The 20,923-nt window shown below is 62.8% G+C and carries 12 protein-coding genes; 2 read left to right on the forward strand and 10 right to left on the reverse strand.

Annotation, left to right across the window (positions count from 1 at the left end; all coding sequences use genetic code 11):
* Positions 1 to 5 precede the first annotated feature (5 nt).
* The 7 genes from GYH35_RS22915 to GYH35_RS22945 form a co-directional block, all read right to left on the reverse strand.
* Positions 6 to 776 carry an SDR family NAD(P)-dependent oxidoreductase gene (locus GYH35_RS22915; RefSeq protein WP_161829582.1) on the reverse strand — a complete coding sequence of 257 codons (771 nt, stop codon included), beginning with the start codon at positions 774 to 776 and terminating at the stop codon, positions 6 to 8.
* A 56-nt stretch (positions 777 to 832) separates the two neighbouring features.
* Positions 833 to 2,320 carry an aldehyde dehydrogenase gene (locus GYH35_RS22920; protein ID WP_202624515.1) on the reverse strand — a complete coding sequence of 496 codons (1,488 nt, stop codon included), beginning with the start codon at positions 2,318 to 2,320 and terminating at the stop codon, positions 833 to 835.
* Between the two features lie 5 nt (positions 2,321 to 2,325).
* On the reverse strand, positions 2,326 to 4,125 hold the full coding sequence (locus tag GYH35_RS22925) for an amidohydrolase (protein ID WP_161829583.1): 1,800 nt from the start codon (positions 4,123 to 4,125) through the stop codon (positions 2,326 to 2,328).
* 18 nt (positions 4,126 to 4,143) lie between these two features.
* On the reverse strand, positions 4,144 to 6,246 hold the full coding sequence (locus GYH35_RS22930) for a TonB-dependent siderophore receptor (RefSeq protein WP_161829584.1): 2,103 nt from the start codon (positions 6,244 to 6,246) through the stop codon (positions 4,144 to 4,146).
* 123 nt (positions 6,247 to 6,369) lie between these two features.
* Entirely contained in the window at positions 6,370 to 7,623 is a 1,254-nt protein-coding gene (locus GYH35_RS22935; RefSeq protein ID WP_161810336.1) for a cytosine permease, read from the reverse strand.
* 4 nt (positions 7,624 to 7,627) lie between these two features.
* Positions 7,628 to 8,749: a DUF917 domain-containing protein gene (locus GYH35_RS22940; RefSeq protein ID WP_161829585.1), complete on the reverse strand. Its 1,122-nt coding sequence runs from the start codon at positions 8,747 to 8,749 to the stop codon at positions 7,628 to 7,630.
* Positions 8,746 to 10,305 carry a hydantoinase/oxoprolinase N-terminal domain-containing protein gene (locus GYH35_RS22945; RefSeq protein WP_161829586.1) on the reverse strand — a complete coding sequence of 520 codons (1,560 nt, stop codon included), beginning with the start codon at positions 10,303 to 10,305 and terminating at the stop codon, positions 8,746 to 8,748. The genes GYH35_RS22940 and GYH35_RS22945 overlap by 4 nt, the downstream gene beginning before the upstream one ends.
* Positions 10,306 to 10,442: 137 nt before the next feature.
* Between GYH35_RS22945 and GYH35_RS22950 the strand changes: the two genes are divergently transcribed.
* Complete coding sequence (locus GYH35_RS22950; RefSeq protein WP_161829587.1) at positions 10,443 to 13,124, forward strand: LuxR C-terminal-related transcriptional regulator; 2,682 nt, start codon at positions 10,443 to 10,445, stop codon at positions 13,122 to 13,124.
* Between the two features lie 168 nt (positions 13,125 to 13,292).
* The gene (locus GYH35_RS22955; protein WP_161810332.1) at positions 13,293 to 14,075 is read left to right on the forward strand and encodes a PEP-CTERM sorting domain-containing protein; all 783 of its coding nucleotides are present in this window, start codon (positions 13,293 to 13,295) and stop codon (positions 14,073 to 14,075) included.
* A 65-nt stretch (positions 14,076 to 14,140) separates the two neighbouring features.
* On the opposite strand, the gene glmS is transcribed toward GYH35_RS22955, so the two are convergent.
* The 3 genes from glmS to GYH35_RS22970 all read right to left on the reverse strand — a co-directional run bounded on the left by glmS (position 14,141) and on the right by GYH35_RS22970 (position 20,874).
* Positions 14,141 to 15,976: a glutamine--fructose-6-phosphate transaminase (isomerizing) gene (gene glmS, locus GYH35_RS22960; RefSeq protein ID WP_161829588.1), complete on the reverse strand. Its 1,836-nt coding sequence runs from the start codon at positions 15,974 to 15,976 to the stop codon at positions 14,141 to 14,143.
* Positions 15,977 to 16,111: 135 nt separating this feature from the next.
* Positions 16,112 to 17,482, reverse strand: coding sequence for a bifunctional UDP-N-acetylglucosamine diphosphorylase/glucosamine-1-phosphate N-acetyltransferase GlmU (gene glmU, locus GYH35_RS22965; RefSeq protein WP_202624517.1), 1,371 nt, complete (start codon positions 17,480 to 17,482; stop codon positions 16,112 to 16,114).
* A gap of 71 nt (positions 17,483 to 17,553) precedes the next feature.
* Entirely contained in the window at positions 17,554 to 20,874 is a 3,321-nt protein-coding gene (locus GYH35_RS22970) for an amidohydrolase family protein (RefSeq protein WP_161829589.1), read from the reverse strand.
* Positions 20,875 to 20,923 lie beyond the last annotated feature (49 nt).

Genomic DNA, 20,923 nt, shown 5'->3' on the forward strand with positions numbered 1-20,923 from the left:
ATGGATCAGCGCGCGGTGAAACCTCCGTCCACGGGAAGCGCCACTCCAGTAACAAAAGACGAGTCATTGGAGGCGAGCCACAGCGCGGCATGCGCCACTTCTTCGGCCTTGCAGAGCCGTCCCATCGGAACATTCGCGAGCAATCGCGTCTGATTCGCCGCCGCTTCCTCGGGGTCGCCCGAACGTCCGGTGAAGCCGCTTTTCATCGGCGTATCCGCAAGGCCTGGGCACACAACATTGACTCGCACGTTGTCCGCCGCGAATCGAAGCGCGAGCGATTTGGTCAGCCCTACCACCGCGAATTTGGCGGCTGAGTAGATGGGACTGAACATCGAACCGACGAGACCGGAGACCGACGCAGTGAAGATCAGTGAGCCACCGCCGCGCTTGCGCATATAACCGATGACTTCGCCAGCACCGAGGACAGCCGAAGTCACATTCAGCATCATCGCCTTCTCGTACTCGGCCAGATCCATGCCCTCGACGTTGCCGGGGCCGGGAGTGCCCGCGTGTGCCCAGAGCGCATCGATGCCGCCGAGCTTCGCCGCGGCATCGTTGATCGAGCGACGACATTCCTCCGGCCGCGACAGATCGGCCTGCACTGTTTCGATAGTGTGGCCTCGCTGCTTCATCTCCGCAGCGAGCTCTGCGAGCGCACCGGCATTGATATCGATAGCTGCGACCTTGGCGCCTTCACGCAGAAACAGCTCGATGCCCGCCCGTCCCATTCCCGAAGCTGCCGCCGTGATGACGGCGAGTTTGCCTGCAAGGCGCATGAATCCCCCTTCCCGAATCTTGGGCCCGGCGCGCAGTCGCGGCGCCGGCGAGTTGTTTACTGAGCGTAGGCGTCTGGAAAGCGACCGGCGGTGCTGATGACGGTGGTGCGTGTTTCCAGATACGCGTCGAAACCTTCCAGCCCGTTCTCGCGACCCCAGCCGCTGGCTTTGAAACCGCCGTAGGGCGTCGACCAGCGAATGAAGCGATAGGTGTTGACCCAAACGATGCCCGCTTCGATGCGCGACGAAACCCGCAGCGATCGACCGACATCGCGCGTCCACAGCCCGGCCGCGAGACCATAGGAACTGTCATTGGCGAGCGCGATGGCTTCGTCTTCGCCATCGAACGGGATCAACGCCGCCACCGGACCGAAGATTTCCTCGCGAGCGATCCGCATGTCGTTGCGAACGTTCGCGAACACCGTCGGCTCGATGAAGTAGCCGGCAGCGAGCTCGCCTTCCTGCAACCGCCGACCGCCGGCGACCAACTTCGCACCCTCATTGCGACCGATATCGATGTACGAAAGCGTCTTTGCAAGCTGTTCGGAGTGCGCCTGCGGGCCCATATGCGTACTTTCCTGCAGCGGCATTCCGACACGCACACGTTTGGCGCGGCGAGAGAATTCAGCGACGACTTGATCGTAGATGGGCCGCTCGACCAGAACACGCGAACCCAAGGCGCAGCTCTGGCCGCACAGCGCCCAAGCAGAGCCAGTCGCGGCATTGAGCGCCTGCTCGACATCCGCATCGGCGAAGATGATGTGCGGCGCTTTGCCGCCAAGTTCGAAGGTGAAACGTTTGAGCGTATCCGCCCCTGCGCGCAGGATGGCTTGCGCCGTCGTGCCTTCGCCGGTGAACGCAATCTTGTTCACATCCGGATGTTGAACGAGCCGCTCGCCCGCGCCGCCCTTGCCGTAACCTGGCACGATGTTCACGACACCGGCTGGGAATCCGGCTTCTTCGAACAGCTTGCCCAGCTCCAATGAAGTCACGGGCGTTTGTTCGGCAGGCTTCAGCACGACGGTGCAGCCTGCAGCCAGCGCCGGGCCGAGCTTCCACATCGCCGCCATCATCGGCACGTTCCACGGCGTGATCGCACCGACAACACCGACCGGCACGCGTGTAGTGAAGGCGTGAACACTGTCGTCGATCGGAATGGTTCGGCCGCCGTTCTTGTCGGCCATCGACGCGTACCAGTGATAGGCAGTGGCATGACCGCCAATATCGACGCGCGATTCGCGGAGCGCGCGTCCGTTGTCACGCGTCTCCAAGACCGCCAACTCAGGTGCTCGCGCACGATATATATCGGCGAACCGGCGCATCAGCGCGGCGCGTTCATGCCCAGGCATCCGACTCCAGGGACCAAACGCCTGGCGTGCAGCAGCCACGGCTTTGTCGATGTCCTTCGCTCCACCGTAGGCGACCAACGCCCACGGCCTGCCAGTGGAGGGGTCGATGCTCTCCAGCATTCCGCCGTCTTCCGGCGCGACCCATGCGCCACCGATAAAGAGATTGCGATACTCGACCAGCTTGTCCGCAGTCACCGCGCTTACTCCGGATGAGCCGCCCGGCCTAGAGCAGCCGAGGCGTTTTCGACAGGTGCGGGCACAAGAGCGAGATCGCCATGCACGGCTTCGCCAGCGAACATCGTCAGCAATACTTTGGTCTTGGCGATCTCGTTCGCGGGAATCCTGAACAGATCGTGATCGAGCACGACCAGGTCGGCGCTCTTGCCGACCACGAGCGAGCCGCTGCGATCGTCCAAGTGAGATGCGTACGCCGAGTCGATGGTGTAACTCTGGATCGCCTGCTCGAGCGTTACACGCTCATCCGGAGCAAGCATTTCGCCGCTGGTTGTGCCCGGAGCAAGCCGGGTCAATGCGACTTCGATGCCTTCGAGCGGATTGGCGGATGCGACCGGCCAATCGGATCCGTACGCAACCTTTCCTCCCGCCTTCAGCAGGCTCATGACGGGATACATATGCTCCATGCGAGTCGGCCCGACCCGATCGCGCACCAGGACCATGTAATCGTCCATGCACGCCCACAGCGGCTGGAAGATCACGACGACGCCCAGATCCTTGAAGCGCGGCAGATCCTCTTTAGAGATCAGATTCACATGCGACAGCAGGTGCCGATGATCCTTCGCGCCGTTCTTGTCGCGAGCCTGCGTGAATGCATCCAATGCTGTGCGCACCGCTTGATCGCCAATCGCGTGGATATGCACCTGGAAACCTTCGGCATCGAGGCGCGTCACCGCATCCTTCAGCACGGCTGGCTCGATGTGCAGATCGCCTTTGAAATTCGGCATGTCGGAGTACGGCTCGATCAGCGCGGCAGTCCGCTGTGCCGGCACGCCGTCCAATAGAAACTTCACTGACTTCGCGGACACGCCGGCCGCCGACAGCTTGTCCGCGGCCGCGATCAAATCTGCAACCTGTTCGACGCCGCGCTTCGCATCCCATGCGAGCGCCAGACGCACGTGGCCTTTCAGCGCGCCGTTCTTCGCCATCGTCGCGTAGGTCTCAGGCACGCCCGGCGGAATCGATTGGCCGGCCTCACCGCCGCCAATCGGCACGAGCGCGTCATGCCAACCGACGATGCCGTTGCTGTTGAAGTAATCGCGCGCGTAGCCGAGAGCCTGCTCGCGCGCCTTGTCCGAAGGCGGCGGCAATTTATCGACGATCAACTTGACCGCCGCTTCCTGGAACGAACCGATCGGGTCGCCCTTCTTGTCGCGATCGATACGGCCGTTCTGCGGGTCCTTGGTGGCGCGAGTGATGCCTGCGACCTCGAGCGCTTTGGAGTTCACCCAAATGCCGTGTCCGCCGACATTCGTGAAGGCCACCGGCCGATTCGGCACGACCGCATCGAGCAACTTTTTATCCGGCACGCCGTCGGGCGGAAACAACCCGTCCTTCCAGCCCGAGCCGTAGATCCAGCCGTCGCCCGGCTCCTCGGCCGCGCATTTGGCGACGATCTTCTGATAGTCCTCGGGCGAGTTGCCGTCGTAGAGATTGCAGCCGCTGTGACTCAACCCACCCCACACCGGATGGGTATGCGCATCGTGAAAGGCTGGCAACAACAGCTTGCCTTGCAGATCGATCACGCGAGTGTCGGGTCCGATGAGCGCTTGGGTCGTTTCGTCGTTGCCGAGCGCGGCGATCTTCCCGCCACTGACTGCAATCCAGGTCGCCGTCGGCGACGCAGGATCCACGGTGTAGATGTGGCCGTTCTTGAAAACGATATCTGCGGCCGCGGCGCTCGCAGCGGGCGGCTCTTGTTTCGAGCACGCCGCCGCCAGACCCGCAATCGCCAGCACCAGGAGCCGCGTTGCTTGCACTCTCATCGAACCTTCACACCTGCTTCAAAACTTTTTGCTGACCGTGCCGAGGATGCTGCGCGTCTGGCCCGGCGTGCACATGCCGTCGAACGGCACGGCCCACGCGGCGCAGGTGGCGTAGTACTCCTTGTCGGCCAGGTTGTTCACATTGAGCGACAGGCTCCAATCCCTGTAAGTCGCTTCGGCGCTCGCATCCACCAGCGTCACCGCCGGCGTCTTCTGGATCTGGTAGTAATCCAGCTTGTCGCCCACGCGACGCACGCCTGCGCCGAAGCGCATCGTGAGATCGTTGTTGACGTAGAGCATCTGGCTCAACCACAGCGAGGCGAGATGATTCGGCAGGTCCTCGATGCGATCGCCGGCCGGATGCGACGACGTGCCTTCGATCACTTCGGCGTCGGTGTAGCTCCAGCTGGCGTTGACCCGCAGGCCCATGTCGAAACTCACCTCCGCTTCCAGCTCGACGCCCTTGGAGCCGATCACGCCGCTTTGAATGAAGTTCTGCAGGTTGGTCGGATCGCTGGTGAGAAAGTTGCTGTCTTCGATGTCGAAGTAGGTCGCCGTGATCAAGCTGTTCCGGAACGGCTGCCATTTGATGCCGGCTTCGTACTGCTCGCCTTCCTGCGGCTTGTAGGGATTGCCGTAGAAGTCGCCGCCGAAGATCGGCGAGAACGATTCGGAGTAGCTCGCAAAGGGCGAGAACCCTTTGAACACTTCGGCAATCACGCCGACCTTGAAGGTGGTCGCATCCACCGTGTCCTTCGGGCTCAAGGTCGCTTCGGACGTGGCGCGGTCACGACGCACGCCCAGTACGAACGAAACGCGGTCGCCGACCTTCATCTGATCCTGCAGATACACGCCTAGCTGAGTGCTGCGGCTGTCGAACCCATTGCTGTAGCCATAGTTGAACGCCTGTCCGTACACCGGGTTGTAGACGTTCAGCGGGATCGTCATCGCCTCGAAGCAGCCCGGGTAGTAGGCGACGCACGAATAGCCCTCGCGCCGATCCTGTTCGAACAAGGTGTAGTCGATGCCGACCAGCACCTTGTGCGAGAACGGGCCCGTGTCGAAATCGAACTGCGCGTGATTGTCGGAATTGACGATGGTGTACGAGTCGTCGAGCAGATAGAACGCGCGCGACAACGTCGTCCGCTCCGGATCGATGAAGGTATCGACGCCGAAGTTGAAGGTCGGATACACCTCGCCGTAGTCCACCTTCTGATCCAGATAACGGGTGTTGCTCGACACCGCGAGCAGATCGTTGAAGCGATGGTTCACCAGCAGCGTGATGGCGTACTGATCCGTCTTCATGTGGTTGAAGCCCGGCTCGCCGGCGAAGAAATCGATGGGAATCTTCGGATTGTCGGCATTGGCTTGCAGCGTCTTCGACATGGGCAGATAGGTCTGCGTGCCCATGTCTTCCTTCTGATACAAGCCGATCAGCGTCACGTCGGTATTCTCGCCGGGCTTCCAGGTGAGCGACGGCATGGCGACGTATTTGTCGTTGGCCTGACCTTCCCACATCAGATCGCCGTCGCGGACCACGCCGACGAAGCGGGCGGCGAATTCATCGCTCAGCGGGCCGGTGAAATCCGCCTGTAATTGCTTGCGGTCCCAGTTGCCGGCCTGCAGGCCGATCTCACCGCCAGCTTCCCACTGCGGCCGTTTGCTGACCGCGTTCAGCAAACCGCCCGAGCTGCCGGCGCCATACAACACCGCCGACGGGCCGCGCAGAACTTCGGCTCGCTCCAACGTGAATACTTCCGTGGTCGAGCCATACAAACCCTTCGGCGTTTTGTTGAGCCCATCCAGAAACTGTTTCAGCGCAAAGCCACGGGCTGCGAAGTAGTCCGAGCGAGTGTCGCCACCGGAGAGCTCGGTCGCGACACCGGCCGAGTAACGAAATACTTCCTGATAGCTGGTCGCGCCGCGCTCCATGATCTGCTCGGCGGTCACGACGCTGATGGACTGTGGAATCTCGACGAGCAATGTGTCTGTTTTGGTCGCGGCGCCGGCGCGATCCGCGAGGACAGTCACTTCCTCGAGCGTTTCGCCTTCGGCGGCCTGCGTGCGCTGCGCCGACGCTAGTGCCAGCGCGCAGGCAACGGCCATGGAAATCTTGTTCATCCTTCACTCCCCATGCTGATCTTTGGAAATATCGCCAGCGTTGAAATGGAAGCTATGGCTGGAAGCCGACGGTGGCTAGCCCACTACCCATCGCGTGTCACGAACTACCCATGCAGGCGGCGCTCATACCCGCCCACGCCGCGACCAGATGCCGTAAATCAATGACGCAACGAGCGTTGCATCGAGCGCGGGCACCGTGGTCAACGTGAAGTAACCTGAATTGGCGAGCAGCGCGATGCCGGCCGACACCGCCCAGGTGACGATTGCCGGCCAATGCACCGACGCCTGTGTGCTGTTCGAGCGGAACGCATCGATGACGTAGATGGCGGCGATCGGTGGAATGATCGCGCCGAGCAACAGCAGGAACGACACGAACGCGTCCAGAATGCCGCCGACCGCCAGCAGCGAGCCCAATACGCCGGCGACCATTGTGAATTTCCACTGCGGAACGCTGGGGAAAGTCGCGGTGAGGCTGAGACTCGCCGAATAGAGATTCGCGGAATTGATGGTCCAGGTGGACAGAATCAGCACCAGCAGAGCCGGCACACCGAGACCGAAGCCCATGATCAGCTTCATGATGTCGATTTCACCCGTGGCCAACACCGGGATGGCCGCCGCCATCGTGAGCAGCGGCGTTGCTACCGGAAACGACAGCACCATGCCCAACACCGACTGACCGGCGGTGCGGATATAGCGAGTGAGATCGGGCATTGCCGCCACGGTCAGCATGTTGCCGCCGATCAGTGCGGACAGCGCGATACCGAACGTCATCGGCTCCGGCGGCGTGGGGTCGGGCGCGGATACGACGCCGTAACGGCGCACGGCCATCACGACCACCGCGCCCAAAATCAGTGCAAGGATCGGAACTGCGATCAATGCCAATCGGTCGAGCGCGCGGAATCCGTAAATCGTCGTGATTGCCATGAGCAGGCCGCCGACCACAACGAACGCTGCGAACGGTCCCGACACACCCAGGACTTCTTGCGTGCCCGCGACCATCGCATCACCGAAGAACGACGCGTTCACGCCGAACCAGCCGAAGTGCACAAAGGCGATCGCGATGTTTACTAACGCCGCGCCCCGGACGCCGAACGACCGCTGCACGAGCAGATAGGTAGTGAGCCGGGTGCGAACGCTGACCAACGCAGTAAGACATCCCATCGCGCACAGAATCAATCCGGCGGCGAGGCCGACTACCACCGCATCGCGCATTCCCAACGCGGTGGATATCTGCGCGCTACTGAGAAAGCTTGGCAGCGAGATCGCGAAGCCAATCAGGATCAGCGCGACTCGCCAGCCACCGACGGTCTCGCTTTCCGGCACTGGCTCATTGGCGAAATGCTCGGTCGGCTTGGATTCGGTGACGGCGCTGACCATGGGATTACCAGCCGTTGAGCTCGGCGATCGAGCGATAGGGCCCGGGGAGCCCGAAAGCGTCGGGTCCCAGAACAGCCAAAGCCTGCGGTGAACGCAACGCCTGCGGAGCGCTCGCTCCGACGACCTTGACGCGCTGACCGTATTTCAAACATTCGGTGACGATGGTCTCGGCCGTCTCGCGGTCGAGGATGCTGATGATGTCGGGCACCAGCGCGCGTACTTCGCCGTTCAGGCGCGCGATCAGATTTTCGTTCTTGAATTCCACTTCGAGGCGCTGCCCGCCGCCGAACGCATCGATCACGGCGCGACCGACGGAGAATCCGTTGCGAGTCTCGCGCTTCAGGTCGACGATCTTGCCGTCGAACAGCACGCCGGCCTTGTCGAACTGTCGCGACGTCTTCAGCGCGTCGAACAATGCTTCGAAAGGATCGCGCCCGCCCTCGCGCGCAATGCGAATGCTTCTGCCGATGGCGAGCGCATCGGAGATCGTGCCGCGCAGGGCGTTCGCTTTCATGTCGCGAGCAAACGCGGAATATTCGATGAGATGGCACGAGCCGCCGAGCGTCACCGCCACGGAACGCGCCAGGCGCTCCTCGCTGACGTTATCGACCGTCTCGAGCACGACGCAATTGCCCTTGTCATCGGTGAGGATGGCGGGACAGGCCTTCTGGCCGCGGATATTGAAAATCACCATTTGCGATTCGGGGAATGCACGGCCCATGCCGTCGCAGTCCACGACTGGAACGCCGGCCCGCAGCGCCAATACCAGCGCGGCGAGCCCGTTGCTGCCGCCGACTTCGACGGGCAGCACGGCGTCTACCCGGCGGCCGGAAATTGACTCCAGCCTGCGCAGTCCTTGCAACGCCTCGCGTCCGCTCGGCAACTTCTCCGCTGAAATCGTCGGCGCACCGATCCAGCCGCACGGGGCGAGGAACGCGTCGTCGGGCAGTGAAGTCACATCGATCAGCTCGATGACATTGCCATCGGCCAGCGCCGCCTCGATTTCCATGAATGCCGTGTGCGGATCGCCGCCGCCGCCCGAGCCGAGGAAGGCGCAGCCGCGCGCCAGATCGGCCACGTCGTCGAGACTCAGCGTCCTGCCTTGAAGTTTGGGTGAGGCGCTCATGCGGCACTCACCGCCAGATCTCCTACCACCTTTGCACGCAGCTGCACGGTGTTCCCGGGAAGATAAGAAAGGAAGGTTTCTTCGACATCGACCAATCGAACGGTGCTCGCATCGGCGCCGGCGGCGATTGCGCGCTCTGCCGCCTCGCGCTCTATGTCTTGAAGCGCCTCATCGCGATTCTGGTTGTCGTAGGCGACGATGCGGTCCACTTCGGCGCCCACTTGAGCGATGGCCGCGCCGACGGCGTTCGCGACCGCGGCGTGATCGGGCTTGACCACTCGCGACGCGCCCTTCAATTCCGGCGGCACCAGAATGCTGCCACCGCCGACCAGCACGACGGGTACATCGCCGGCCGACGTTTTCATGCGATCGATGCCGTCCTCGAATATGGAGCGGAAGCGCGCGAGGATTTGTTCGGTCACGCCCGCTTTGAGCGATGGAATGTTCTCTGGATTGCCGAAACGCGCCAGTCCCGCCTTCACAGCGATATCGCTCGCGGTGAGCGTCGAGCCGCCGAACAGGTAAGCCTCTTCCGGCAAGCGATAGCCCACCGAGTCGGGTCCGATGGCGCTCGGCCAACCGTCCCTATCTAAATGAATGCGTGTACCGCCGCCCAGGCCGATCGACAGGATGTCGGGCATGCGGAAGTTGGTGCGGACCCCGCCGATGTTGACCGCGATGGAAGATTCGCGCGGGAAGCCATTCACCAGCGCGCCAATGTCAGTCGTCGTGCCGCCTACGTCCATGACGATGGCGTCCTGAATGCCGGTCAGAAACGCTGCGCCTCGCATGCTGTTGGTCGGGCCGGAGCCCAGCGTGAGCACGGGATACTGCGCGGCGTACTTCGCTGAGATCAATGTGCCGTCGTTCTGGCTCACGTACAGCGGCGCGTGAATGCCCATCTCGGAGAAGGCGGCGGTGAACGACGCCATCACATGGCGAGCCATGCGAGAGAGCGAGGCATTCAAGATGGTCGCGTTCTCACGCTCCAGAAAGCCAATGCGGCCGAGCGCGCTCGACACTGTGACCGAAATGTCCGGCGCGACCTCCTTGACCAGCTGCGCCGCCCGCTGCTCCATCGATCGATTGATCGGCGAGAACACGCATGAGATGGCGACGGACTGCAGCCCTTTCCGGCGCAATTGCAGGGCGGCGTTGCGGACCGCGGTCTCGTTGAACGCCGTGTTTTCCTGGCCGTCGAACTCGTAGCCGCCGGGCAGCTGAAAGCTCACGCCGCCGATGCAACGCTTCAGGTCGTCGGGCCAGCCGCTCATCGGCGGCAAGGCTTCGCCGGCTGCACCCGCGAGACGCAGTACGCCGACACCGAGCAGCCCCTTGCGCTCGACCAGTGCATTGACGAAGTGCGTGGTGCCGATCATCACGCCTTCGATCTCCGCCGCCTGAACGGCGGCAGCATCGAGCACGGCGCGAGTCGCGCTCACAATGCCGCTGCTCACGTCGCCGGTGGTCGGCCGCTTTGCCGAGGCCAACACGGTCCGTCCTGAAATCAGAACGGCATCCGTATTCGTGCCTCCTACATCGATACCCAGTCGCATGGCCGGCAGTCTACGTGGGCCACGGCGCACGCCCAGCCCTAAGACGGGTAAGACTGGCGACGCCGATGGGCAGTCGGGGCGCGACGATGGGTAGCGCTGTTGATTTGCTATGCTCGACCGAACCCCCGACCGTTACCATGGCACCCGTGAACAGCCTCGGTGATCCGATACTCACCAAGATCGCGCCTTCGGCCCGGCCGAGCCAGCACGTACCGCGCGATCTGCTGATTCAGCGCCTCGCCGACGTGGTTTCGCGCCGGCTCACCCTTCTGCATGCGCCGGCCGGCTATGGCAAGACCAGCTTGCTCGCGCAGTGGCATCGGCTGCTGGTAGAGCGCGGCGTTGAGGTCGCCTGGCTCACGCTCGAAGAAGAAGAGTCCGACGCGGCCCGCTTCGCCGAGTACCTGATGGTGGCGATCGGCGGCGGCGCCAGCGGCGAGAGCATGCCCACGCGCGCCGCACTGTCCGCCATCGTGAACCGGCTTTCGAATGCCGAACGCGACACTGTCCTGATCCTCGATGACTTCCACCGCGCCGAGAGCGAGGACGTTCTTCATTTCATGCGTGGGCTGATCAAGCTCGCGCCCGCCCGACTGCACATCGTGATCGCCTCACGCGATTACCCCAAGCTGGGACAAGCCGTGCTCGCGGCGAATGAAGATCTGGTCGAGATCGGCGTCGACGATCTGAAGTTCACGCTCGACGAGGCGCAGGTGCTGCTGAATCGTGCGGCGTCCGAGCAACTCGCCGATGACGACGTCGCGCGCCTCGTGAAACGCACGGAAGGCTGGCCGATTGCGCTACAGATGACTGCATTGTCCTTGCGCAAAGGTTGTGACCGCGCGGAGCTGATCGCAAATTTCTCCGGTCCGGCGTGGGAGCTCGCGAGTTACCTTTCGGAGCAAGTGCTGGCGAGTCTGCCGCCCGAGATCGAGAACATCATCGCGCGCACCGCCATCCTGGAGCGGTTGAACGGCGACCTGGTCAATCTGCTGTGTGAGCGCACCGATGGCCAGATGATGTTGGAGCAGTTGGAGAAGCAGCATCTGTTTCTGATGCCGCTGGACTCGCAACATCTCACCTATCGCTATCACCAGCTGTTCGCCCAGATCCTGCGCGATCGGCTCGCCCGCCGCGATCCGGCGATGTTCCGACAGCTGCATCGGCAGGCGGCGAACTGGTTCAGCTCGCATGGACAGATGGCCGAAGGAGTGGCTCATGCGATCGGCGCGGCCGACGAAGAGTTTCTCGCCGTCATTCTCGACGATGCCGGCGGCTGGCGCATGATTCCGGAAGGAAGAATCGAGACGCTGCTCGCCGGACTCACTCATGTGTCCAGCGCGACTATCGCGCGTTATCCGCGACTCACGCTGGCGAATGTTTATCGCTTGATCAAGCAAGGCGAGATGACGACGGCGCGCGCCAGTTACGATCTGTTCCGCAACTCGGTGGATCGCGCCAGCCTGTCGCCGGATCTTTGGACCGAAGTCAATCTGGTCGGCGAAGTGCTGTCGGGCTACGAGAACGCGCCGGTGAAGCGCGAAGACCTGCTCGCCAAGGAAGCGCTGATCCTCAGCCTGCCGTCGAACGATCACCTGATGCTCTCCAACGTCTGCGAGACGTTGGGGGAGAAATATTGCGATTGCGGCTGGCTCGAGCGAGCGGTCGAGCCGACCCGACGCGCTCGCGAACATCATCGTGCGCTGGGCTCGCTTTATGGAGAGATGTTTACTCGCCTGCTCGAAGCACGGATCCGGCTCGCGCAAGGTCGACTCGATGAGGCTCAAGTCGTATTGAAAGAAGCCGCCGCGGACATCCATCACGCGTACGGGCCGCGATCCGATCTCGCCGCGAACTGCGCTGTGTATCAGGCGGAGGCTCTGTTCGAACGGGATTCCATCGATGAAGCGATGGCGCTGCTCGATTGGGCGTTGCCTCACATGGAGCAGTCCGACGGCTGGTTCGAGATCTATGCCTCAGGATTCTGTACCGCCATTCGCGCGGCGTTCGGCAAGAGCCCGGCGGATGCGGAGCGGTTGATCGCGGGGATGCGAGCGATCGCGGATCGGCGTCATCTGAAGCAGTTGCAGATGCTGGCGGATATCTATGAAGTCGAGGCGCTGATCCACGCCGGACGCAACGACTCGGCGAGCCAGCGCGCACAGGACATCGGCATTCATGAGCTGGCGGCAGCGATGCAGGAAGAGATTCCTGCTTACCGACATGTCGCGCTCGCGGCGTCTGTGTGTCTCGCGAAGATTCATCTGTGCAGCGGCGATCATCAGGCTGCCCTGGCGGAAATCGACAGCACCGAGCGCTGGGCCCGGCAACATGGTCACGGCCGGCTGCTGATAACGTTATGTATTCTCGCCGCGCATGCGCATCGGCTCGCGAAAGAGCCCGAGCCGGCGATCGCCCGCTTCGACGAAGCGGTCGGCATGTCCATGTTCCAGGGCTTCATCGGGCCGTTCCTCGATTGCTGGCGCTTCATCAGCCTGTCCGCCACCATCGACGCGCGTCACAGCACGATGCGCAACACCGATCGTTTTCGCGAAAATTTCCTGCGCCGCCTGCGCAAATCCCTCGAGCGACATTCCGCTCAAAGCCGCGAGTCGACGCTGCTGAGCGCGCCGGAGCTGTCGACGCTCAAGCATCTCGATCAAGGCTACACAAACAAAGAGATCGCGCGCCTGCTCAAGATCTCGCCGAACACGGTGAAGTATCACTTGAAATCGCTTTACGAAAAGCTAGGCGTAAATTCACGGAGAGATGCTGTGCGCTTGTCGCGAGAGCAGAAGCTGCTGGATCGCACGTTATGACAAGCACGCATGCATTATGTTTTGAGCGCTTTGGCGGAGTGTGTCGAGAGAGCTAACGGCGACACTTGCGATGCCGATGTCCTCTTAGCGTAATCCTTTGAAAACGCGAACATCGACCCGGCTGGCTCAGTTCTTGCTGATCCTATTTTGCAATTGACCGGAGGTCGTATGTCCGCAAATAGGAAGAAGACACTTTTCATCGCACTCGGAAGCCTGCTGGCTTCATCCACTGCCGTGGCGGTGCTGACGTTCCACACCGACGCTGGCCCCGACGCCGACGCGGCTACCTCCGGATCGACGCCGCAGACCTTGCCTGCACAGATGGCTGAGAACGTCGACGTGGCCGGGCACACAGATCAAACCTTGGCGCTTCTCCATCCCGTCAGCGGTGAGTCCGGGCGCTACTCAGATGCATTCACTCTGCCTGCCGAAGACAACGACGCGCCGGCCGGCGGCACCGACTCCACGGGCGACGCGCCGTCTGAAACCGGTTCGGGGCCTTCCGCTGCAGTCGAAACCACGAATAGCTCGGCGGCGCCCTCGAGTTTCAACGCTGGGTTTGGCACGGCCGAGTCGATCCTTGCGCTCAATCAGCGCTCTTTCGGCGGCGGCGGTGGCGGTGGCGGCATGCCAGGCCCGCAAAGTCCGTTTGAGCCCGGCGCCTCTACGCCGGAGGATCCGTTGGATGTCGAACCGTTGCTGCCGCCCGATTCGCCCTCCAACCGGCCGGATCCCAGCGACGTCGGCACCGACCCTGAAGACGGAGGCTGCGATGTTTTCACGGGCTGCGGTGGCTTGGACAACCCCCCGGGCACTGTCCCCGGCGGTGACTCCCCCAACGGAGAACCGCCCGCCACCCCCGTGCCGGAACCCGGCAGCCTGGGCCTGCTCGCGTTCGGTGTGGCGCTTGGCGCATTCCTGGGGCGGCGCCGTCGGCGCGCCCCGATTTGATTTGACCCAACTCGAAGCGGCGGCGACCTTGGCTTAGCAAGCCAGGTCGCCCGCAAATACCGCTGTTATTCCACCGTCACCGACTTCGCCAGGTTTCGCGGCTGATCCACGTCCGTGCCCTTGAGGATGGCGCAGTGATACGCCAGTAGCTGCAGCGGCACGGTGTAGACCGCGGAAGCCTGGAAGTGGCTGACATGCTTCGGCATGGTGATGACGGTGACGCCTTCGGAGGGCTGGAAGCCGGAATCCGGATCGGCGAATACATATAACTCACCGCCGCGGGCGCGCACTTCCTGCAGGTTCGATTTCAACTTTTCCAGCAGGTCGTTGTTCGGGGCGACGGCGATGACCGGCATGTCGGCATCGACCAGCGCGAGCGGGCCGTGTTTGAGCTCGCCGGCCGGATAGGCTTCGGCGTGGATGTATGAAATCTCTTTGAGCTTCAGCGCGCCTTCCATTGCGATCGGATGCATCTGGCCGCGGCCGAGGAACAGCGCGTGATGCTTGTCGGCGAAGCGTTCGGCCAGCTTCTTGATGGTCTCATCGAGATGCAGGGTCTTCTCGATCAGGCCGGGGATTTCGATCAAGCGTTGCACCAGGCCGCGCTCGCGCTCCGGATCGGTGCCATGAAATTTGGCGAGCGCGATGACCAGCATGCCCAGCGCGCACAGCTGGGTCGTGAACGCCTTGGTCGACGCGACGCCGATTTCCGGGCCGGCGCGCGTCAGCAGCACCAGCTCGGATTCGCGCACCAGGGAGCTTTCCGGAACGTTACAGATCGACAGCGTCGAGAGATAACCGGACTGCTTGGCCATGCGCAGCGCGGCCAGCGTGTCGGCGGTCTCGCCGGACTGCGAGATCGAAACAAACAACGTGTTCTTGGGCACGACCGGATTGCGGTAGCGATATTCGCTCGCGATCTCGACCCAGCAAGGCAGACGCGCAATCTGCTCGATGTAGTACTTGGCAACCGCGCCGGCGTGATAACTCGTGCCGCACGCGACGATCTGCACGGCCTCGCAGCGACGGAACACTTCGGTCGCGAGCGGACCGAACGCGGCTTCGAGCAGTTTGCCGCCGGCGACGCGTTCTTCCAGCGTCTGAGCGATGGCGCGGGGCTGCTCGTGAATTTCCTTGAGCATGTAGTGCGCGTACTCGCCCTTCTCGGCCGCATCGGCGGACAGCGAGCTTTCGCGAACTTCGCGCTGGGCGTTGTTGCCTTCGTGATCGACGATGCGCACGCTGGTGCGACGGATCTCGGCGAGATCGCCTTCGTCGAGGAAGATGAACTTGCGAGTCACCGGCAGCAACGCGGCGACGTCGGAGGCGACGAAGTTTTCGTTGTTGCCGACACCGATGACCACAGGGCAACCGGCACGGGCGAGGATCATGCTGTCGGGCGCATCTTCGGAAACGACGGCGAGCGCATAGGCGCCTTCCAACTCCGCGACCGTAGCCCGAACCGCGCGGAAGATGTCACCGAGCTTCTGCTTGTGGAAGTGAATGCGGTGCGCGATCACTTCGGTATCGGTCTCGGAGGTGAACTGATAGCCGAGCTTGCTCAGCTCCTCACGCAACTCTTCATGATTCTCGATGATGCCGTTGTGAACGATGGCAATGCCGTCCCGCGAGATATGCGGGTGGGCGTTGCGCTCGGACGGCACGCCATGGGTCGCCCAGCGGGTGTGCGCGATACCCAGGTGGCCTTCGACCGGGGTCTCGGCCAGGGCATCCTGCAATTTACGAACTTTGCCGACAGTGCGCAGCCGGCGCAGGTGGCCGGTGCCATTCAGAATGGCGAGGCCGGCCGAGTCATAACCTCGATACTCCAGGCGTCGCAAGCCTTCGATCAGGATGGGAACGATGTTGCGATCCGCAATCGCGCCGACGATGCCGCACATGGGGGATAAGGATCCGTTTGAGTCGCAGGTTTATGAAAAAGTGAGTGTAGCCGACCGGGGTTCCCAGCGGCTGCGGAAAGTCTCACAACTCGGCTGGCGGCCGGGAAGCGCCCTTAAGGGCGCTCGCTACCGCCCCTACTCCTTGGGCTTTTTCTGGGGCCGTTTCCAGCCCTCGATGGTGACCTGGCGGGCGCGGGCCAGGGTCAGCTTGCCTTCCGGGGCGTCCTTGGTGATGGTCGAGCCGGCGCCGGTGTTGGCGTTCGGCCCGATCTTGACCGGGGCGATCAGCATGGAGCCGGACCCCACGAAGGCGCCGTCGCCGATTTCGGTGCGGTGTTTGTTCACGCCGTCGTAGTTCACGGTGACCGTGCCGGCGCCGACGTTGACCTTGCTGCCGACGGTGGCGTCGCCCAGGTAGGTCAGATGGTTGGCCTTGCTGCCCTGACCGATCTCGCTCTTTTTCACCTCGACGAAATTGCCGATGTGCACGTCGCCGTGCAGGACGCTTTCCGGGCGCAGGCGGGCGAACGGGCCGATGACATTGCGCGGCCCGACCACAGCACGATCGATGACACAGTTCGGATGGATCTCCGTGTCGGCGGCGATGCGACAGTCCTTCAAGTAACAATTCGGCCCGATGCGGACGCGATCGCCCAACTCGACATCGCCGACGAGCACCGCATTCACATCGATGAAAACATCGCGGCCGACAGTGACCTTGCCGCGAATGTCGATGCGCGCCGGATCGGCCAGCGTAACGCCATTGATCATCAGCTCACGCGCACGCTCGGCGCGCAACGAGCCTTCGAGCTGAGCGAGCTGCACTTTGTCATTGACCCCGAGCACTTCCATTTCCGTCGGCGCGATCACCGCGTTCACCTTCATGCCGGCGCGCACGGCCATGACGATGATGTCGGTGAGGTAATACTCGCCCTGTGAGTTGTCGTTCTTCAGCTCGGCGAGCCACTTGCGCAGCGAGGCTGCGGGCACGGCCATGAGGCCGGTGTTGATCTCACCGATGGCGCGCTCTTTGGTGTTCGCATCCTTCTGTTCGACGATGCGCACGACATTGCCGGCGTTGTCACGAACCACGCGGCCATAGCCGGTCGGATCGGCGAGCACGACCGTGAGCACGCCCATGGCCTTGGCGTTGCATTGCTCGAGCAATGTTTGCAAGGTCGGCTGACGAACCAACGGCACGTCGCCATACAGAATCAGCACATCGTGATCGTCGGGGATCGCCGGCATGGCCTGCGCCACTGCGTGCCCGGTGCCGAGTTGCTCGGCCTGCAGCACCCACTTCACCGGCTCGGCCGCGAGCGCCTTTTGCACCTGTTCGCCGCCGTGGCCGTACACGATATGAATGGCGTCGGCGTTGAACTGTTTGGCGGTATCCAGCACGTGCGACAGGATGGGCCGACCGGCCAGGGGCTGCAGCACCTTGGGCAGGTCCGATTTCATGCGTTTGCCCTGGCCGGCGGCCAGGATGACGATGGACAAGGGCATGGGCGATTGAACGGTGGCAGGCCAATGCGGCCAGGGTAGGGCCGCATTATCGGGACATGCGCCCGCTATCGCTAGTGGACGGGCGGGCCGTCGACGCCGAACCAGGGCTGCTCGAGCGGCCGCTGGCGTGGCCAGAGCTCGTCGAGCGTATTGGCGTCATAAAGGCGGCCGTTCTTCATGACGAACCCGATATCCCGACTGCGCCGGATATCGTCCCGCGGATCGGCATTGAGCACGACCAGATCCGCGAACTTGCCCGGCTCGATGCTGCCGAATTCGTCGCGCCGACCTATCGCCTCCGCTCCGCCGATAGTGCCGGCACGCAGAGCCTCGAGCGGAGTCATGCCGCCCTCCACATGCGCCTCCAGCTCCCAATGGAATCCCGGCCCTTGAATCTCACCATGCGAGCCCATCGCGGTGACGCCGCCGGCGCGTTGAATGCGAGCCACGTCGCCACCGATGCGTGGATAAAGCAGGGTCGACGGCTCGATCCATTCCCGCGCCAATGTCTGCTGAGCTGCGATGTAATACGGCCGGAAGCGGCGATACTTCTCATCCATGAAGGGCCGATCGCGAGCGACGAAGTTATCCTGCGCGCCGGGACCGCCGTTCTTGATCTGCAACGTGGCGTCGTAACTCGTGCCACTGCGCGCGACGAATTGGATGACGTCGTTATACAGCGGCGTCGGCAAAGCGTGTTCGCTGCCGGAATAGCCGTCCATGATCTGAGACAGATCGAGCTTCAAGGACAGCGAGCCTTCGGTGGTCGGCATCACACCGACTTGCTTCGCGGCCTGCGCCAGCCATTGCCGTTGCTGCCGGTTGCCGATCAGATATTGCTTCACGTTCCGGGTGCGATAGTGATCTCGATAGCGAGTCAGCAGCGCACGCGCCTCATCCACCGAAGACAAGCGGTTGAACGAGAACATCGCCGTTCCCGTGCTCGGCACGCGCGAGCCGACCAGAATGCCAGCATCGCCCAGGTCCTGATAAGCAAACATATCGATGCTGAGCGAGGACGGATCGAATGCGGTCGTGACGCCATAAGCCAGTCGCGCACGCAGGCCCCAGCTCTCCATCGCAATCACATCGCGACGAATGTCGGCCACATGATCGTGCACGTCGATGAACCCGGGCACGACGGTCTTGCCTGTGACATCGCGAACTTCCGTGTCGGCCGGGAGCTTGAGCGAGCCACTCGGGCCGACGGCAGCGATGCGGCCGTCGTGGATCAACACATCGGCATTCTCGATCACTTCCGAGTCGCGCATGGTGATCACGCGAGCGCCACGAAGCACCAGGCTGCCGCGAGGATCGTCGCGTGGCACTTCGACAACTGCTGGAAACGAATCCAGGCCGCGCTTCGAAACATCGGCGCTCCAACCAGGCTTCGTCGCGGGATTCAGTTCGATGTCTGCGAGCGAGCGACGGTAGAACGTCGATCCCACCGACCAGGTGACTGTCTTGCCGCCGTCGGCCCACTCGATGAAGTCGGCCCCCACATCGGTGATGCGACGATGTTCGCGCCCCGGATTGAGCAGATCGACGGTCTCTCCGGGCTTGGGCGCAGCGACGATGTGAGCCTGCTGCGCAATGATGGCCAGCACCCACTTGCCATCGGGACTCAAACGACTGTCATCCACCTGCGCGAGATTCTCGGCGAAATACCAGTTCGGGCCCTGCACATCCACTGCAGGTTGGATTTCACCGTTGCCGAGATCGACGCTGCTCAGACCGGCAGCCTGGCGCAGGTAAACGAGATTCGGGCTTGCCGAGAAATGCGGCTTGCCACCGAACGTGCCGGTCGCAACGACCTTCGCCACCCCGCCTTCGACCGGCAGCGATATCAGCGCGGCGTCGCGAACATGCTGCCCGAATTCCATCGAACTGCGCAGGCGCGCCTCATTCTCCGATCGCACGACCAGCACCGACTTGCCATCGGGCGTGAAGATCGGATGTGAGTAATAGCCGGCGACGCTCGTGATCTGTCGAGGCGCGCCGCCGTTCGCGTCGACGATCCACACCTGCCCGGCTTGCTTCGCGGTCCAGGTGATGAAAACGATCTGTTTGCCGTCCGGCGACCAGCTCGGATGAAACTCCGGCGTCTCGCTCGAGGTCAGCCGCCGCGGTTTCGCGCCGTCGACAAGAGGCATGACATACACGTGACCCAGCGATGAGAACGCGACGAGCTTGCCATCGGGCGATTGCTCCGGCGCTTGTATGAGACGCGCACGCACCGGACCTGTTTCCTGCTTCACGGCAACGCGCGTCAGCGGCCCTAGCGGAACATCGACGGTCGCAGTGAATGGGATTGCAGCGCTGGCGCCGCCATCGACCGACAGTTTTTCGAGTTTGCCGTTACGGCTGAGAATCACCGATCGACCATCGCGAGTGAACGCATAGCGCGGCACGAGGTCCTGCCAGCTCTGAGCATGGATCTGATCGTGCTCGATCGGGAACGCCAGCCAGCGATCTTCGTTGGTTTTCAGATTGCGGAGTCGCAAGCCCGTGCGGCCTTCGAAACGCGTGGCATACGCCAGCAACTTGCCATCGGCCGAAAGCGCCGGCCGAAAATACGCGCCGTTCGGGCGGCCGCGCCCTGCCGGCGTGGGCACCAGCGTTTGCTCGGCGCCGCTCTCGATCTCGCGACGAACGATGGACCACTCGTCAACCTTGCGATCGTTCGAGGTGCCATTGCGACGCGCGAAGTAGATGTACTTGCCATCGGGAGAAGCGACCGCGCCAAGTGAGCTTTGTCCTTTGTCACGCGGTTGGCCGGGCGCCTTGATCGGCACGACCAATGTTTCCGTGCCGTCCAGGTCGTAACGCCACAGCTGATAGCTGTCAGCGCTCCACAGGAATCGGCTCACATAGATGGCTTTGCCATCGGCGCTCCATGCGGGAGACACCAATACACTATCGTCGCCGCCCAAACTGATCTGCCGGGCGTCGGAGCCATCGAGCCGCATGACCCAGACATTCTCGGCGCCGGAGCGGTCGCTGACGAATGCAATCCAGGCGCCGTCGGGAGAATAGGTCGGTTGAGTATCGAACCCCATGCCGCGTGCGATTGCGGTTGCCTTCCCGCCCGCGGCGCTCAGCGTGTAAATGTCGCCAAGCATGTCGAACACGACGCGCTTGCTATCGGGTGACACATCGACGGATAGCCACGTGCCTTCGTCGGTATCGAATTTGATCTGACGCGTGGGCTGCAGCGGCAGCGTCTGATCGCGTTCCTGCCTGGGGCGAACCAGGTTGGAAGCGGCGCCCGCTTCGGAAGGCATGCCTTGCGCGAGCATGGGAAAGAACATTTCATCTTCGTGCGCTGGCGTAGCGACCGAGGTTAATACCAGGCAGAGTCCCAGAACCGCAGCCTTCACAGGCTCCTTCATGCGCACACTTCCGCTAGCGAACGTTCCGAGCCGTATTGTGGGCGTGCTC

Source organism: Steroidobacter agaridevorans (assembly GCF_009932555.1).
In the GTDB taxonomy this organism is placed as follows: domain Bacteria; phylum Pseudomonadota; class Gammaproteobacteria; order Steroidobacterales; family Steroidobacteraceae; genus Steroidobacter; species Steroidobacter agaridevorans.